This window comes from Reyranella sp. (genome assembly GCF_052439685.1).
GTDB lineage: Bacteria > Pseudomonadota > Alphaproteobacteria > Reyranellales > Reyranellaceae > Reyranella.
This window is the reverse complement of the sequence record NZ_JBQVQG010000002.1, coordinates 76,375-92,880: the sequence shown is the minus strand read 5'-3', so window position 1 is coordinate 92,880 and position 16,506 is coordinate 76,375. Positions and strand designations below refer to the sequence as shown.

Here is a 16,506-nt window from a genome sequence, read left to right as displayed (position 1 = left end):
TGTAATGCGCATCGGTATCGACCTCGGCGGCACGAAGATCGAAGGCATCGTCCTCGGCGATGACGGCTCGGAGCGGGGGCGGTTGCGCGTTCCGACCCCGCGGGAGAGCTATGAAGCCACGGTCGAGGCCGTGGTCGGCGTGGTCCGTGAGCTGGAAGCCCGAGTGAGCGCGCGCTGCCGCGTCGGCATCGGACACCCCGGGGCCGTCTCTCCGGCAACCGGCCTGGTGAAGAATGCCAATTCGACCCGGCTCAACGGCCATCCTCTCGATGTGGACCTCAAGAAGGCGCTGGGCCGCGCCGACGTGCGCCTGTCGAACGATGCCAACTGCTTCGCCGTCTCGGAAGCATCCGACGGCGCCGGCGCCGGCGCCCCGGTGGTGTTTGGCGTGATCCTCGGCACCGGCGTCGGCGGCGGCATTGTGATCGACGGCAGGCCGCTGGTCGGCGCACAGGCGATCGGCGGTGAGTGGGGCCACAACGCCCTGCCCCTGCCGCGCGACGACGAGCGCCCCGGCCCACAATGCTACTGCGGCCGCAACGGCTGCGTCGAGGCATGGCTCAGCGGTCCGGCGTTCCAGGCACAATATGCGAGGGCGACCGGCCGCGAACTGCGCGCCACGGACATCGCCGAAGCCGCAGCGGCCGGTGACGCTGCAGCGGCTGAATGCTTCGAGCGCTACTGCGACCGTCTCGCCCGTTCGCTCGCCAACGTCGTCAACCTGTTGGACCCGCACGTCATCGTCCTGGGCGGCGGGCTCTCGAAGATGGGCCAGCTTTACGAACGCGTGCCGGAACTATGGAAGGACTACATCTTCTCCGAACGCGACAGCATCGCCACGCAGCTACGCCCGCCCCAACACGGCGACTCGAGCGGCGTCCGCGGCGCCGCGTGGTTGTGGCCAGTCTAGACTGGAAGAGGGATTCCTCGCTGCGCTCGGAATGACGCGGCGACCACTCGGAGGGAAGCCTCCGCAGCACCACATTCAGCGTGGACGCCGAAGACGCCGAGCGCCGGCCTGACGCCTTCCCTCCGAAAATGTGCGGCGTGGGTTCACCGCCTCCCGGAGGGTCACAATCGTCCGGAAGGATTTCACATTCGAGTCGTCGTGAAAGACCTCCCGAGCGAAGGTCTCGTACGACTCCATACTGCTGACCTGAAGCAGCAATATGAAATCGACCTCACCTGTGACGTACCACGAACTGCGAATCTCGGGCCTGGAACGAAGCTTCTTTTCGAATGCATCCAGATCGGACGTCCTCTCGTGCTCGAGCGACACCAAGACGTGAATTGTCAGTGGTTTTCCCAGAATAGCCGGATGCACGACCGACACATCGCCGACTATCACTCCGTTCTTTCGCATGGCGCGGATGCGCCTAAGCACAGCGCTTTCCGAAAGGCCTACCTGCTCCGCGAGAATTCGCGCCGAGGTCTGATTGCTCACCTGCAGCCGATCAAGCAACGCGCGATCAAAGTCGTCGAGTTTGGCGGATTTCATCATTGTGACCATTGAAGTAGTGGAAACAGTCATACATTGCCCGCATTTGGGCGCCAACCGCCGCTAGCCCTGAAGATAATGTCGGGCATGAAAGAAGCAGGCTCGATACCGACTACCGCTGACGTCGCGGCCCAGCTTGTCCGACTCTCGCCGCAATACGCTCCGACTCCCTTGATGGCCTCGCCGGAATTGGCACGCGAACTCGGTGTGTCCCAAGTTCTGGTGAAGAACGAGGGCCATCGCTTGCTGGGCAGTTTCAAGTCGCTAGGTGGCGGTTACGCCGGCCTCCGGGCGCTGGCGCTCGCAGCAGGGAAATGTATCGAAGAGCTTGTGGCGGTAAAGCCACGAAGCCAGCAGACGCTGATCTGCGCAAGTGACGGCAACCATGGCCTTGCAGTTGCCATGGCAGCCCGTCTGGCTGGCGCCCCCTCCAGGGTTTACCTGCACACCGCCGTCCCAAGGGCTCGCGCTAGCCGCATTGAAAGGCAGGGAGCTCACATCAAGTGGGTCCGTGGGACCTACGACGACGCCGTGGACGCCGCGGCATCGGACGCCCGGCAGGGCGGCGGGATCCTCGTGGCCGATACCACCGATGATCCCGACGATGCGACCGTTGGCGATGTCATGGCGGGCTATGGGGTAATTGCAGAAGAGATTCGCACTCAGCTCGCCGGGGCACACCGGCGCCCAACGCATCTGTTTGTCCAAGCCGGCGTCGGCGGGCTTGCCGCCGCGCTGGCGGAGGGGCTTGCAGACTGGCTCGCAGCGCCTGCCGGGTTGTATGTGGTTGAACCCGACAAAGCTCCCGCTGTCGCTGCCGCTCTGAAAGGCGGCCGGCCCGTTCGGGTGTCTGGCGATCTCCAAACGACGGCCGAAATGCTGTCCTGCGGTGAGGCAAGTGCGCCAGCCATCGTTGTGCTTCGCCGGCACCTCGTCACCTCCGTTCTTGTCTCGGAACAAGCTCTCGACGAAGCGGCAACGACCGTTCGGAAAATGTGCAGCATTAACACGACATCATCGGGCGCCGCCGGGCTTGCGGGTGCCCTGGCAATGCGACCATTGCCGCCCGAGGCCCGAGTTCTGCTCGTCGTCACCGAACGCGATGCCGATGACTTGGCTCAGTCTTCGCATGGAACAGCACTGGCCGAGCCGGCCATCTAGACAAGCAGCGATCCCCAGCAGCCGCATGTGGAGAGGCAGACATGAGCTACAAAATCAATCTAAACGCCGACATCGGCGAGGGTTTCGGGGCCTATGACATCGGCAATGACGCCGATCTCATGACGGTCATCCGCTCGGCCAGTGTCGCCTGCGGCTTTCATGCGGGCGATGCAAACACAATGCACAGCCTTGCCATGCTGGCCAGGCAGAATGGTGTCAGCCTCGGCGTTCACCCCGGTTTCAACGATCTCTGGGGCTTTGGCCGGCGCAAGATCGAGATGGACCCCAAGGACCTGGAACTGATGGTCGCCTACCAGATCGGTGCCCTGCAGGCCATGGCGCGGTACGCCGGTCTTCCCGTGACCCATCTGAAGCCGCATGGCGCACTCAATAATATGGCGGCCGTTCGCGAAGACTATGCGCTAGCCATCGGTCGAGCCATCCAGACCGTCGACGACAAGATCATCTATGTGGCCCTGGCCGGCTCCCAAATGGAGAGGGCAGCGCGCAAGCTCAACCTGAGGCTCGCACGCGAAGGCTTTGCGGATCGTCACTACGAGGATGATGGCAACCTAAGCCCTCGCTCCATTCCGGGAACCGTCTTCAAGGACCCGGAGAAGGCCCTGAACCAGTGCCTCAGCATGGTCAAGGACCGCTGTCTCACCTCCCGCCAGGGCAACGTCATCAAGGTCGAGGTTGAATCGATCTGCGTGCATGGCGACGAGCCCACTGCAGTCGACTTGGCCCGCCATGTGCGTCGAGGCCTCGAAGCTTCCGACTGCCAGATCGTAACCCTCCCGGAGATGTTCAACTAATGCGCCGTTCGGCTTCCTTTTTTGCCGCTCTTGTCGCGTTCTCGAGCCCGGCCCTCGCCGACTATCCAGAACGTCCTGTAACTGTCACCGTTGGCTTCGCGGCCGGCGGCACAAGCGACGTCGCCGCCCGTATTCTGTCCGAGCGCCTGACCAAGTCCTTGGGCGTGGCGGTGATCGTCGACAATAAGCCCGGTGCAGCCGGCTCGATCGCCGCAGCAGCCACGGCGGCAGCCGCACCCGACGGCTACCGGATCATGCTCGCCGACCCCAGCGCCTTCTCGATCAATCCGATCATGCAGCCGCAAAATGTGAAGTACGATCCGATGAAGGATTTCACGGCGATTGCGCTGGTAGGACAGTCGCCGCTTGTCGTTGCGGTTCCGTCTGCGAAGCCGTTCAAGACAATCCAGGACTTGAATGCCTTTCTGAAGGCCAACGGCGAGCGTGCAACCTATGCATAGTCCGGGCCGGCATCCATCACGCAGTTCGGCGCCGAGGTTTACCTGAAGCAGGCCGGCGATCTGTCCGCCCTGCACGTCCCCTATCGCGGTGGCGCCCCTATGATGGAAGCCCTCTCGAAGGCGGAAGCCGACTTCGGCGTCGCCGTGCTTGCGTCCGCAATACCCATGATCTCGTCGGGGGCTGTGCGACCGTTGATGCTCATGGCGCCAAGCGCCACGCCGACGGTTGCCAATGTTCCGCTCATGGGTGGCGGCACCGGATCGAAGGATTCGCAGATTACTTCGTGGGTGATCATGATCGGGCCGAAGGGAATTCCCGCCCCGATCGTCAAGCGACTCAACGATGCGATCAATGCGGTCATCGCCGAGCCCGACGTCATGGAGCGGATGCTCCAGGCTGGCATCGAGGTCTACAAGCCGGCCTCTCCCGCAGAGACGAGCACCTACCTCCACCAGGACGTAGACCGATACCGCACCTTCAAATCCGAGATCGGAGACCGGCTTACCCGATAGAATCCCGCATAGTGCTGCCGCTCACCATCCGAGGGCCATCCTGACGGCCCCGGACAGCGCCCCGTCCGGGGACGCTTCGCACGTTGACGAGAGATACCGCCGAAATGCTTGCCAGGTACGGCGACCGGGCGGATGACGTTTTGTGCCGTATGAAGGACGACCAGAAACTGATGCCATTGGAAACGGACTGCCGTTCCTGAAGAAGGTCATCTAACGTCGACAATGCCGCCGCGTCTCTGGTTTCCCGTCGTGTGCAGCGGGCGACAGAGAGATGTCACGAATTGATCGTCGCGGAACTACGGGACTCGAAGTGGCTGGCGCAGCCGATCATTTGAACGCGCTACTGGAGTAGCGCGCCTCCAGGCAAAGCCTACTTGCATTCCGGCTTGGGAAGCGGCTCCAGGCGGGTGATACGGTATTCGATGCCACCCTCGCCCTGCTCGTGTGTGCCGTAGAGTTCGATGCCGTTATCCAGCGTGACACTGCTCATTTCGAAAGCGGGTTCGCCCTGTCCCTTCGCCTCGGTGTCGAAGAAGCCAGCGCGGTAATAGATGCGAGTACGGCCGTCGACCAGTTCCTCCGCTCCCTCCGGGATCTTCACGTCGGCGAGCCGCCTCGGCACCTTGCCGATCACGGCATTGACCTGCTGGGGCGGTTTCACCTTGTCGCCGAAGAAGAAGCGCGCATCGATGCCGTTCTCGCCGGCCTTGGCGGCGCGGATGGTCGCGCGTGCGATCGCGACCGGAAACATCGTCCCCGCCGGCAGCGCGACCGTCTGGTTCGGCGGATCGCTGAAGCGCGCCTCCCCTGTGCCGTCGTCGGACATGGTCGCCTCGCCCTTCATCAGGCTCGTCTGCTTTCCGCCGGTAACGGTGCGATGCTCGAAGGTCAGCTTCCGGCCATCCTTGCTTTCAGTCATCTGGGTCTGCTGCTCGCTCACCACCGTCGACCGCTGGCCGGCGGTCTCCAGGCGCAGACGCTGATAGATGACGTAGCCGTCACAGGTGAGCTTCAACTCGTAGGCATAGGTGCCGGGCGCGCCGCCGGTCGGCTTGCCGTTCTCGATCGCGCCGACTTCGTAGACGGCGCGATGAGGCACCATCTCCTGCGCCATCGCCGGAGCCGCGAGAACGAGGAAACCGGTAACGGGCGCGAGCAGGCGGCGAATCAGCATCGTGGCCTCGGCAGGGCTTGGAGTTGAACGAGACGGGAATCCACGGCGAAGTCACCGTAGTCCAGCAGCATCGAACGGGCGATACCGTTGCCCAGCAAGTCGAGGGCCAATTCGTACTCCGGCGGGGCCCCCTGGTCACCGGTGGCGAAGAAGGCGAACCGCACGCTCCATGCGGGTTGGTTGCGCAGGAGCGCCACATCACCGCGCACTACCGGCGCACCCGTCTGGCGCGGTGGCCGGCCGATCACGGCATTCACCTGGAAGGCGCCGTCGAGGCGGGCCCCATCGAACACCAGATAGGAGGCCGACTTGTCACCGTCGCGGGCATGACGAAGGACCAGCATGAGATGCGTCGTCGGGAAGAGCGTTCCGGCAGGCAGTTCGAAGCTCCGGGCCTCCGGCAAGGTGAAGCTCGCCCGCCCCTTCGCACCGGGCGCCTCTAGATCGGCATGGCCGCGCAACTCCTCCTCGACCTCGTTGTCCTGAATATTGCGGACGCTGAAGCGAAGCGAGAGACCGTCCTTCGTTTCGTAGCTGGTAAAGCTCGAATCGGTGGTGAACTCGTCGCCGTCATTGCGCAGGAAGGTGAGCTTGATCCGCTGCTTGACCTCCCAGCCTTCGCAAGCCTCGACGGTCTCCAGCACCATCCGGCCGCTGACCTCGACGATGCCGCTGTTGGGTCGGGCCACCGCTAGCTTCATGTCGTAAGTCGCGCGATGCGGCACCAGCGGCTGGTCCTGCTGTTGCGCATCGGCGTGGTTTATCCACAGGCCCAGCAACAGGAGAACGCCGACGGCGGCGACGACAACCGCTGTTTGGATGGGAGGACGGCGAATACTATACGTGGTCAACTGACGATGGCTTGAAATGCCAGACCTTGTAGCCGGGCTGGCAAGCGTAATATCCATGCGCGCGGAACACCAGAATGATCGCCTGCGTCAGGGCTGCACAGGGAGGAAATCGTCAATGAGCAAGGGCAAGCCCAGGGTCATCGCCACACGCCACTTCCCACCCGAGGTGGAGGCGCGCCTGGCGGCGAACTTCGACGCGCAGCTCAACCCGGAAGATCGGCTGTATGACGGGGCGGCACTCGCCAAGGCTGCAGCCGGTTTCGACGGGATCATGTGCGCCGCCGGCGACGCCCTGAATGCCGCGACCATCGCCGCCCTGCCCGCCTCGGTCCGAATGATCGCCACCTTCTCCGTCGGCTACGAGCATGTCGACGTGGCGGCTGCGGCCAAGCGCAATATCGTCGTGAGCAACACGCCCGACGTGCTGACCGACGCCACCGCCGACATCACCATGCTCTGCCTGCTGGGAGCCGCGCGCCGCGCGCACGAGGGTTCCACGATGCTTCGGACCCACAACTGGGTCGGTTGGACGCCGACGCAGCTCATGGGCACCCATGTCACCGGCAAGAGACTGGGTATCCTCGGCATGGGCCGTATCGGACAGGCCACGGCCGACCGCGCCCGCGCCTTCCGCATGCAGATTCACTACTCCAATCGCAGCAGGCTGGCGCCCGAACTCGAGAAGGGCGCGATCTTCCATGCCGATCCCGACGAGATGCTGCCGCATTGCGACTTCCTTTCGATCAACGCTCCGATGACGCCGGCGACGACAAAATGGGTCAATGCCGAGCGCATCGCCAGGCTGCCGAAGGGCGCGATCGTGGTGAACACGGCTCGCGGTGGCGTGGTCGACGACGAGGCGCTGATCGCGGCCCTCAAGAGCGGTCATCTCGCCTCGGCCGGTCTCGACGTGTTCGACGGTGAGCCGCGCATCCATCAGGGCTATTACGGGCTCGAGAACGCGTTCCTGCTGCCGCACATGGGCTCGGCCACCGTCGAAACCCGCAACGCGATGGGTTTCAAGGCGCTCGACAATCTCGAGGCCTTCCTGCTCAGGGGGCAGGCGCCGCCGGACCTCGTGAAGGCTTCTTAGCCGAACGCTGGGCTGTCCTCGCCTTCTTGGACTTGCTCGGAGTCGACGATACGGTTGGCGCAGGCGTAACCCGCGCCGGGACCGGCTCGACGGTTGCCGCGACGGGTTCCTGTCGTGCGGCCGGCGTCGGTGCAGGCGGGGCGGCCGCCGGCGCCTCGTAGGTCGCCGCATCCCAGCTCACGGCCGGCATGTCGGACTGCGGCCGCAGCGGCGAGGAATAGGAGACGCCGCTTTCCGAGACGGAGCGCTGAGGCTCGGTATAGTCGGTATCGTAAGGGTCTTCGCCGTCCGCGCGCTGGGTACACATCTGACGGCCACGGAAGACGCGCCAGATTGCGCAATCCTTCTTGGTGACCACCGAAGCGATATGGTCGGTCGAGGTCTTGTTGGAAGTTGCCAGCAGTCCACCATCGGCGGCGTAGCTCGCCGCCGAAACGGCGACGGGCACCCCGCAAGCGCTCGTGAGGAGCGCCATTCCCGCCACCAGAGGCAGCAGGAACAGGGAAGAGAGCTGAAATGAGCTCATAATCTTCTTTATAAAAAGACTATAACTCATTGATTGTACTGAACCTTGCCGGCTCAGTCAATTTGCACTCTTCCCTGCGGGATCTAGTCCTTCCGCGGCGGCGGCAGGCGCAATCCGATATGCAATTCGCGCAGCTTCTCGGCCGGCACCTCGGCAGGTGCGTCCATCATCAGGTCGACCGCCGACTGGTTCATCGGGAAGGTGATGATCTCCCGGATGTTTGGTTCGTCGGCCAGCAGCATCACGATGCGATCCACGCCCGGCGCGGCGCCGCCGTGCGGCGGAGCGCCGAACTTGAAGGCGTTGAGCATGCCGCCGAAGCGCGCCTCGACCTCTTCCTTGCTGTACCCGGCAATACCGAACGCCTTGTACATGATCTCCGGCTTGTGGTTCCGGATCGCGCCCGAGCACAGTTCGATGCCGTTACAGACGATGTCGTACTGCCAAGCCTTGATGGTGAGCGGATCCTGCGTCTCCAGCGCCTCGAGACCGCCCTGCGGCATCGAGAACGGGTTGTGGCTGAAGTCGATCTTCTTCAGCTTGTCGTCGTACTCGAACATCGGGAAGTCGACGACCCAGCACAGAGCGAACTGGTCTTCGTCGATCACGCCGAGCTCCTGGCCGACCTTGGTTCGCGCCTGTCCGGCGAACTTCCACGCGGTGTCGGCCGTGTCGGCCACGAAGAAAACCGAATCGCCGTCCTCGGCGCCGGTCAGCTCCTTTAGTTTGGCCAGACGCTCGTCGGCCACGAACTTGGCGATCGGCCCCTTCCCGGCCCCGTTCTCCAGGGTGATGTATCCGAGGCCCGGCTTGCCCTCGCTCTGGGCCCAGCTGTTCAGCTTGTCGAAGAAGCTGCGCGGCTGGCTGGCGGCCTTCGGTGCGCGGATGGCGCGGACCACGCCGCCCTTGGCGACGATGCCTGCGAAGACCTTGAACTCCGAGCCGGCAAACACTTCGCCCACCTCGAAAATGCGCAGCGGGTTGCGCAGATCGGGCTTGTCGGTCCCGAAGGACAGGAGGGCTTCGGCGAACGGGATGCGCGGAAACGGAAAGGCCGAGACCTTGCGCGGCGTCTCGCGGTTGAACGAAGCGAATTCCTGGAAGACGCCGCCCAACACCGGCTCGATCGCCTCGAACACGTCGTCCTGGGTGACGAAGCTCATCTCGAAATCGAGCTGGTAGAACTCGCCTGGCGAACGGTCGGCGCGAGCATCCTCGTCGCGGAAGCAGGGCGCGATCTGGAAGTAGCGGTCGAAGCCCGACACCATCAGCAACTGCTTGAACATCTGAGGCGCCTGCGGCAGTGCGTAGAACTTGCCGGGGTGGAGGCGGCTCGGCACCAGATAGGAGCGCGCGCCTTCGGGACTGTCGGCCGTCAGGATCGGCGTCTGGAACTCGGTGAAGCCCTGGTCGATCATCCGCCGGCGCAGGCTCGCGATCACCTGGCTGCGCAGAATGATGTTCTTGTGCAGCTTTTCCTTGCGCAGGTCGAGGAAGCGGTACTTGAGCCGCAGTTCCTCAGGGGTGGTGTCGTTTTCCTGGTAGACCGGGATCGGCAGCGGATCGGCCATGGACTGCACGATCAGGTCGGCGGCATCGAGTTCGACGGCACCGGTCGCCAGCCTCGCGTTCACCGTCGAGGCCTCGCGGGCCACAACCTTGCCGGTCACCGTGATCACGCTCTCGGTGCGAACGGCCTCGGCTGACTTGAAGACCGGGCTCGAGACGTCCACCACCACCTGGGTCACGCCATAATGGTCGCGCAGGTCGATGAACAGCAGATTGCCATGGTCGCGCTTGCGCTGCACCCAGCCTGAAAGACGGGCCTGCTGGCCGACATGCTCGGGCCGAAGCTGGCCGCACGTATGGGTTCGGTAGACTGAAGACATGACGTATTTTCCGGGTTTGGAGGCCCGGCAAAAGGCACCGAAAGCCGAGGCAAGTCAAGGGAACGGCCGGTTTCCGTTCACGACAACTTTGCCGAACGCGCTGTGGGGTCTATAGATCGTTCCCAATGAAGCTCATCACAACGACCGACGAGTTGGCGGCATTCTGCAAGCCCCTCGCCGATACCGAGTTTATTGCCGTCGACACCGAGTTCATGCGTGAGCGGACCTACTGGCCCAAGCTCTGCCTGGCCCAGGTTGCCGGTCCGGACGACGCGGCAGCGATTGACACGCTGGCCGAAGGCATCGACCTCGCCCCGCTCGACGAGCTGATGCTCAATCCCAAGGTCCTCAAGGTCTTCCATGCGGCCCGCCAGGACCTAGAAATCTTCTATCTGCGTCTGCAGAAGGTGCCGGGTCCCCTGTTCGACACCCAGGTCGCAGCCATGGTCTGCGGCCACGGCGAAGCGGCCTCCTATGAATCGCTCGCGACGCGTCTTGCCAAAGCCAAGATCGACAAGTCGAGCCGGTTCACCGACTGGAGCCGCCGGCCGCTCAGCGAACGCCAGATCACGTACGCGCTGTCGGACGTCACCCATCTCCGGGTGGTCTACGAGAAGCTCAAGAAGCAGCTCGACAAGACCGGCCGCTTCTCCTGGATCGCCGAGGAAATGGCCGTCTTGAGCGATCCCGGCATCTATCGCGCCGATCCCGAACAGGCCTGGCGCCGGTTGAAGCCCCGGGGCGCCTCCCCGCGCATGATGGCCGTGCTGAAGGAGATCGCGGCGTGGCGCGAGCGGACGGCACAGCGGATCGACATTCCGCGCCAGCGGCTGGTGCGCGACGAGCAGCTCCTCGAGATCGCGAGCCACGCCCCGAAATCGATCGACGAACTGGCGGCGACCCGCGGGCTGGGGCGAGGCTTCGCCGAGGGCTGGCAGGGACGCGAGCTCATGGAAGCGATCGAGCGTGCGCGTGCCTTGCCGGAGTCCGATCTACCGGTCCGCGACAAGGCCCCCGAGCAACTTCGCGCGCCCGGCGCCATCGTCGACTTGCTGCGCACCCTCCTGCGGCTGAAGGCGGAACAGGCCGGCGTCGCGGGCCGGCTGGTGGCCAGCGCTGACGAACTCGACCGGCTGGCCGCCGGCAAGCGCGACATCGCGGCCTTGAAGGGTTGGCGAAACGAAGTTTTCGGGGCGGATGCGGTGGACCTGATCGAGGGCCGGCTGGCGCTGGCGCTCAATGGCGACCAGCCCAAGCTGATCCAGCTCCCTCCGAACGAGTAAGGGCCTTCCTCAGGCAGTCACGATCATCGGCTTGAGGTCGAAGGCCTGCGCGGCGGTCTCGAGCCGCCGCGCGGTCACGTCTCCCAGGCTCCGCTTCAGCGCCGTCGGCACCAGGAGGCGCAGTTCGCGCTCGGTCCGCCGCAGCTGCAGCTGCGGCAGCAGCCCGGGCGCACCGCCGCTCAGATTGTAGGCCAGTCGCAGGCAGGCGCCGAGCCGCCGGGCGAAGCTGCGCCCCTTGCTGTCGGTCAGGCGCAGCGCCGTATCGATCATCGCCGCCTTGGGCTCGCTCTTGTAGCGGTAGGTCAGCGTCATCGCGAGGATCGCGCGCTCGCGATGGCTCATCCCCGGCGCCGGCAGGTGCAGGACGCGGAAATAGGCTTGGTCGGCGCGGTAGTCGGGATGGTCGTCCCATGAAATGTCGCTGAGATGGCAGGCGGCCGTGCGCAGGATCCGCTCGCTCTCGCTCTCGTCGGCAAAGGCGGACGAAAGCCAATCGAAGATTTCCCGCGGCGAGAGATCGAAGCGATGCCAGCTCTCGCCCTGCTCCTCGGCGAAGGCAATCAGCGGATGGCGCGCCCGCTCCTGCTCGCTCAGCCGCGAATAGTAGAACCCTTCGCGCAGGCCGAAGGCGGAGAAGACCACGGCCCTGGGCTTGAGGACCGCCAGCAGTCTGTCGAGCGCCAGACAGGCCAGCGGCAGCGTGTCGACGCGGCGACGCGACACCCCCGGCATCTTCTCCAGCGACTTGGGACTCTGAACGGCAATCAGCCGGGCCACCGCCCGCGCCTCGTCGGCCGCAATCTCATACTGATGGATGATGTGCAGCGGGTAACCCGCCTGTTCCATGTGGAGTCGGGCGAAGGCACGCCAGGCGCCACCGACCGCGTAGAACGTCTTGCCCTGCTCCTCGCGCAGCCAGCGCACGCCCTCGATGGCATCGACGACGGCCTTGCGGGGGTCGCCCTTGCCTGACGACATCAGCCGCAGTGGACCGACCGGCAAGGTGGTGGAAGAGCCGAGACGCCCCTGCGAGAGCGAGGCCAGTTCGAGACTGCCGCCGCCCAGGTCGCCCATGACGCCCTCGGCACCGGGCATGCCGCACATAACGCCATAGCCCGAATAGCGCGCCTCGTCCTGGCCGCTCACCGTATGGGCGACGATGCCGGGCCGACTGGCCAGCTCGCGCATGAAATCCGCACCATCGGCGGCATCGCGCACGGCGGCGGTCGCCAGCAGGTCGAGCGACGTCACCTTCATGTTGTGCGCCAGGGTCGCGAAGCGGTCGATGTTGGCCAGCGCCATTTCGACGCCTTCCGGATTGAGGCGCCCGGTGGCGTCGAGGCCCCGCGCCAGCCCGCACAGGACCTTCTCGTTGAAGACCGGCAGCGGGGCGCGGCTCGCCCGCTCGTAGACCACGAGCCGGATCGAATTCGAGCCGACGTCGATGATGCCAACGCGGCCCTTCCGGAGAGGGGTGCGCGAGGCGGTGGCGCCTGCGGTCGGGTGGCCGTCCATGCGCGCTCCCTCTAGCCGAAACCGGGATGGATTACAGCGCCAATTCGGCCGCGACCCGACGCCGCTGGCCGCTCAGGAGCTCAGAACCAGCCGTGGCACGGCTCCGCTCAGCTTCAACGCGCTGCCGCGCCCGGAGAGCGACGGATTCGTCATGAAATAGTGGTGCGCGATGAACGGTTCCTTGCCGGTCGGCGGCCGATGATAGTTACCGTCTTGTGACATCAGCCAGCTCTGGCCGTCGTCCTTGAGGTTGGCGACCATGATCTGGTCGAGGACCTGCTCGCGCACGGTCTGGTTCTCCACGGGACACAGCAGTTCGACGCGACGGTCGAGGTTGCGCGGCATCCAGTCGGCGGACGACAGGAAGACCTTGGCCTCCATCGACGGCAGAGCGCGGCCATTGCCGAAGCAGATGATCCGCGCATGCTCGAGGAACCGGCCGACCATGCTCTTGACGCGGATATGCTCGCTGAGGCCCGGAACGCCGGGCCTGAGGCAGCAGATGCCGCGCACGACCAGATCGATCTGCACGCCGGCGTTCGATGCCGCATACAGGCGATCGATCAAGGCGCCATCGACGAGGGAATTGAGCTTGGCCCAGATCGCCGCCGGCTTGCCCGCCTTGGCGTTGGCGATCTCGGCATCGATCAGGCCGTAGAGGGTCGGTCGCAGCGTCACCGGCGCGAACGCGATCTTCTCCATCTGCTCGGGCCGCGCATAGCCGGTCATGTAATTGAACAGGCGCGCCGCATCGCGGCACATCGCGGGATCGCAGGTGAAGAACGACAGGTCGGTGTAGATGCGCGCGGTGATCGGGTGATAGTTGCCGGTCCCGAAATGCACGTAGGTGCGGATCGACTGCGCCTCGCGGCGGACCACCATCGAGACCTTGGCGTGCGTCTTCAGGTCGATGAAGCCATAGACCACCTGCACGCCGGCGCGCTCGAGATCGCGCGCCCAGCGGATGTTCGCCTCCTCGTCGAAGCGGGCCTTGAGCTCGACCAGCGCGGAAACCGTCTTGCCCGCCTCGGCCGCCGCGATCAGCTCCTTGACGATCGGCGAATCGGCGCTCGTTCGGTAGAGCGTCTGCTTGATCGCCACGACCGCGGGATCGCGCGCCGCCTGGCGCAGGAACTGCACCACGACGTCGAAGCTCTCGTAGGGATGATGGACGACGATATCCTTGGCACGGATCGCGGCGAAGCAGTCGCCCCCGAAATCGCGGATACGCTCGGGAAAGCGGGCATTGTAGGGCGCGAACTTCAGATCGGCGCGGTCGTCGACGATCACCGCCTTCACGTCGCCGATGTTCAGCATGCGGTCGAGGTGGAAGACATGGACGGTCTGGGTCTGCTCCGGAATCTCGAGCTGGTCGAACAGGAAGTCGCGCAGCTCGGCGGGCATGGCGCTGTTGACCGAGATGGAAATCAGGTCGCCCCGCCGGCGGCGCTTCAGCGCGCTCTCGTAGAGCAGGACAAGGTCCTCGGCCTCCTCGTTGATCTCGACATCGCTGTCGCGGATCACGCGGAAGAAGGCCCGTTCGATCACCTCGTAACCGGGGAACAGGCGCGGCAGGTAGATGTCGATCAGATCCTCGAGCGGAAGAAAGCGAATGTCCGGTCCCGGCAGCCGAACGAAGCGGTCGACCTGCGGCGGCAACGGCAGCAGGGCCATCAGCGGACGGCGATCGTCACGCCGCTGCAGCTTTAGGATGGCCGAGAAGCCGCCATTGGGAATGAACGGAAACGGGTGCGCCGGGTCGATCGCCAGCGGCGTGAGGATCGGGAAGACCTGGTCGATGAAATAGGTGTCGAGCCAGGTCCGCTCCGCCTCCGTGAGTTCGCCCGCGTCCAGCACGGCGATCCCCGCTTCGCGGAGATCGTCCTGCAGCGACGCCCAGACATCCTGCTGATGGGCCATCAGGATCGAGGCGCGCTCGCGGATCGCCACGAGTTGTTCGGCCGGCGTCATGCCATCATCGCTCAGCATCGTGGACCGGGTCTGCAGCATGTCGACCAGTCCCGCGACCCGGACCATATAGAACTCGTCGAGGTTAGCCGCCGAGATCGACAGGAAGCGCACCCGCTCCAGCAACGGATGGCGCTTGTTGGTCGCCTCCTCCAGCACCCGTGTGTTGAAGGCGAGCCAAGACAGTTCACGATTGATGAAGCGTCGCGGGCTGTCGGGTGGTATTTCGAGCGAAGCCGGATCGGCGGAGTTGAGCGCGTCCATGTGAACCCCTGAAGGGGCACTCTCCCTGAAATTATGCACAGGAACGGTAGCGCCTCAACATGACCCTGTCATGGCATTTAACTAAACCATTGTTTTCACTGCGTTTATTGGAATGACGAGTGTGAAGAACATTCTCCTCCTTCGCCACGCAAAATCCGCCTGGAACACGCCGAACCAGAGCGACCACGACCGTCCGCTCAACGATCGCGGCGAACGCGCGGCCAGGCTCATGGCCGACCACATTGCGGCCAAGGCGCCCCGCCCCGATCTGATCCTGTGTTCCACGGCAGCGCGGACACGCCAGACCCTGGCGCCGCTGGTGAAGCCTCTCGGCAGTCCAGCGCCACCGATCTCGCTCGAGAAGCAACTCTACCTCGCTTCCGAGAGCGAACTGCTGGAGCGACTGCAGGCCTTGCCCGAGGATGTCGAAACCGTCCTGCTGATCGGCCACAACGAGGGCATCGGCGAACTGGCAGTCACCCTTGCCGGACACGGCCCGCGGGACCTGCTGGAGCGCCTGCGGGAGAAGTATCCCACCGGCGCCCTGGCCACCCTCCGCCTACCCTCGGGCCCCTGGACCAACCTCTGTCCGGGAACCTGCGAACTACTGGCCTTTGTCCGGCCCCGCGACTTCGACAGTCGCTGACATCCCATTAAAGGGATGTCGTCACTCGCGGCGGCTACCGCCCCTCGAAGACCGGAGTACGCTTCTCTTTGTAGGAGGCGAATCCTTCCTGGTAGTCATGGCTGCTGCTGACGACCTCCAGGTCCCGCCGGGCACGCGCCATTTGTTCGCTGGGTCCCAGCGGCAGGATGGAGTTGGTCACAAAGCGCTTGAGCGTCTTCAAGACGAGCGGCGCCATGCCAGCAAGCTCTCGCGCCATGGACAAAGCCGCGTCTACGTGTTGCCCGACAGGCACGACGTCATTGATGAAACCGACTTCCTTTGCACGCTTGGCATCGAGAATGCGCGCCAGCATGATCACTTCCATTGCGATCTTATGAGGAATGCGGGCCGCCATTGCGACGATCATTCCCTGCGTCAACCCGAGCTTTGCTTCGGGATAGGAGAACTTCGCGTTGTCCGCCGCCACGACGAGGTCGCTCATCATGGGCAGCAGGATCGCACCGCCGACACACCAACCCGCCACGGCGGAGATCACGGGCTTTTCGGTCCCCACGCCTGCCGTCGGAATACAGCGCCAGAGCTCCGGGACATCGTTGACGTCGGCCCCCGCGCTGAACGCTTCGTTGCCCTCGCCCGTGATGACTGCAACGCGCTGGGTCGACTTATCAAACTTGGCGAAAGCCTGTTGAAGCTCGATAGCCGTTTTCGAACAAATCGCATTGCGCCGTTCCGGGCGATTGATCGTGAACAGCGTGACGCCATCGTCGAAGTCACGGACTTTGATACGTTCCATAAGTTGTCTCCTACTCAGTAGCTGTAGCTGTAATTGGTGTGAAAGGTGCTCGCCCCTGGGCGACGAAGTCGTTC

Annotated in this window: 14 protein-coding genes and 1 pseudogene; 7 read left to right on the top strand and 8 right to left on the bottom strand. The window is 64.4% G+C overall.

From position 1 onward, the window contains the following. Positions 1–4: 4 nt before the first annotated feature. On the top strand, positions 5–910 hold the full coding sequence (locus tag ACT6UX_RS03560) for an ROK family protein (protein ID WP_444773766.1): 906 nt from the start codon (positions 5–7) through the stop codon (positions 908–910). Between the two features lie 75 nt (positions 911–985). On the opposite strand, the gene ACT6UX_RS03555 is transcribed toward ACT6UX_RS03560, so the two are convergent. Then, positions 986–1,498, bottom strand: coding sequence for an Lrp/AsnC family transcriptional regulator (locus ACT6UX_RS03555; RefSeq protein ID WP_444773765.1), 513 nt, complete (start codon positions 1,496–1,498; stop codon positions 986–988). Between the two features lie 87 nt (positions 1,499–1,585). Here ACT6UX_RS03555 and ACT6UX_RS03550 point away from each other — a divergent pair, with 87 nt between their 5' ends. The 3 genes and pseudogenes from ACT6UX_RS03550 (at position 1,586) to ACT6UX_RS03540 (ending at position 4,448) form a co-directional block, all read left to right on the top strand. Next, complete coding sequence (locus ACT6UX_RS03550) at positions 1,586–2,659, top strand: pyridoxal-phosphate dependent enzyme (RefSeq protein WP_444773764.1); 1,074 nt, start codon at positions 1,586–1,588, stop codon at positions 2,657–2,659. Positions 2,660–2,700: 41 nt separating this feature from the next. Beyond that, positions 2,701–3,474, top strand: a complete 774-nt coding sequence (locus ACT6UX_RS03545; RefSeq protein ID WP_444773763.1) for a LamB/YcsF family protein — start codon at positions 2,701–2,703, stop codon at positions 3,472–3,474. Then, positions 3,474–4,448: pseudogene (locus tag ACT6UX_RS03540) on the top strand (Bug family tripartite tricarboxylate transporter substrate binding protein). Before ACT6UX_RS03545 ends, ACT6UX_RS03540 begins: the two are co-directional and overlap by 1 nt. Positions 4,449–4,818: 370 nt before the next feature. Here the strand turns inward: ACT6UX_RS03540 and ACT6UX_RS03535 are convergent. Together ACT6UX_RS03535 and ACT6UX_RS03530 are read right to left on the bottom strand one after the other, a co-directional pair. After that, positions 4,819–5,622, bottom strand: a complete 804-nt coding sequence (locus ACT6UX_RS03535) for an EipB family protein (protein WP_444773762.1) — start codon at positions 5,620–5,622, stop codon at positions 4,819–4,821. Next, complete coding sequence (locus tag ACT6UX_RS03530) at positions 5,616–6,401, bottom strand: EipB family protein (RefSeq protein WP_444773761.1); 786 nt, start codon at positions 6,399–6,401, stop codon at positions 5,616–5,618. The genes ACT6UX_RS03535 and ACT6UX_RS03530 overlap by 7 nt, the downstream gene beginning before the upstream one ends. 187 nt (positions 6,402–6,588) lie before the next feature. Here ACT6UX_RS03530 and ACT6UX_RS03525 point away from each other — a divergent pair, with 187 nt between their 5' ends. Further along, positions 6,589–7,566: a 2-hydroxyacid dehydrogenase gene (locus ACT6UX_RS03525; RefSeq protein WP_444773760.1), complete on the top strand. Its 978-nt coding sequence runs from the start codon at positions 6,589–6,591 to the stop codon at positions 7,564–7,566. Here ACT6UX_RS03525 and ACT6UX_RS03520 read toward each other — a convergent pair. Both ACT6UX_RS03520 and aspS read right to left on the bottom strand, forming a co-directional pair. Beyond that, positions 7,526–8,092 carry a hypothetical protein gene (locus tag ACT6UX_RS03520; RefSeq protein WP_444773759.1) on the bottom strand — a complete coding sequence of 189 codons (567 nt, stop codon included), beginning with the start codon at positions 8,090–8,092 and terminating at the stop codon, positions 7,526–7,528. The genes ACT6UX_RS03525 and ACT6UX_RS03520 overlap by 41 nt on opposite strands. An 83-nt stretch (positions 8,093–8,175) precedes the next feature. Next, a complete protein-coding gene (gene aspS / locus ACT6UX_RS03515) occupies positions 8,176–9,981 on the bottom strand; it encodes an aspartate--tRNA ligase (RefSeq protein WP_444773758.1) in 1,806 nt (601 codons plus the stop codon). 125 nt (positions 9,982–10,106) lie between these two features. On the opposite strand from aspS, the gene rnd reads away from it, so the two are divergent. Continuing rightward, positions 10,107–11,264 carry a ribonuclease D gene (rnd, locus tag ACT6UX_RS03510; RefSeq protein ID WP_444773757.1) on the top strand — a complete coding sequence of 386 codons (1,158 nt, stop codon included), beginning with the start codon at positions 10,107–10,109 and terminating at the stop codon, positions 11,262–11,264. 9 nt (positions 11,265–11,273) lie between these two features. Here rnd and ACT6UX_RS03505 read toward each other — a convergent pair whose 3' ends face one another. Next, positions 11,274–12,779 (bottom strand): Ppx/GppA phosphatase family protein, encoded by a 1,506-nt coding sequence (locus ACT6UX_RS03505; protein ID WP_444773756.1) that lies wholly within the window; start codon positions 12,777–12,779, stop codon positions 11,274–11,276. 72 nt (positions 12,780–12,851) lie between these two features. After that, positions 12,852–15,011, bottom strand: coding sequence for an RNA degradosome polyphosphate kinase (locus tag ACT6UX_RS03500; protein ID WP_444773755.1), 2,160 nt, complete (start codon positions 15,009–15,011; stop codon positions 12,852–12,854). A 121-nt stretch (positions 15,012–15,132) separates the two neighbouring features. Between ACT6UX_RS03500 and ACT6UX_RS03495 the strand changes: the two genes are divergently transcribed. Next, on the top strand, positions 15,133–15,657 hold the full coding sequence (locus ACT6UX_RS03495) for a SixA phosphatase family protein (RefSeq protein ID WP_444773754.1): 525 nt from the start codon (positions 15,133–15,135) through the stop codon (positions 15,655–15,657). 34 nt (positions 15,658–15,691) lie between these two features. Here ACT6UX_RS03495 and ACT6UX_RS03490 read toward each other — a convergent pair whose 3' ends face one another. Beyond that, complete coding sequence (locus ACT6UX_RS03490) at positions 15,692–16,432, bottom strand: enoyl-CoA hydratase/isomerase family protein (RefSeq protein ID WP_444773753.1); 741 nt, start codon at positions 16,430–16,432, stop codon at positions 15,692–15,694. Between the last annotated feature and the right edge of the window lie 74 nt (positions 16,433–16,506).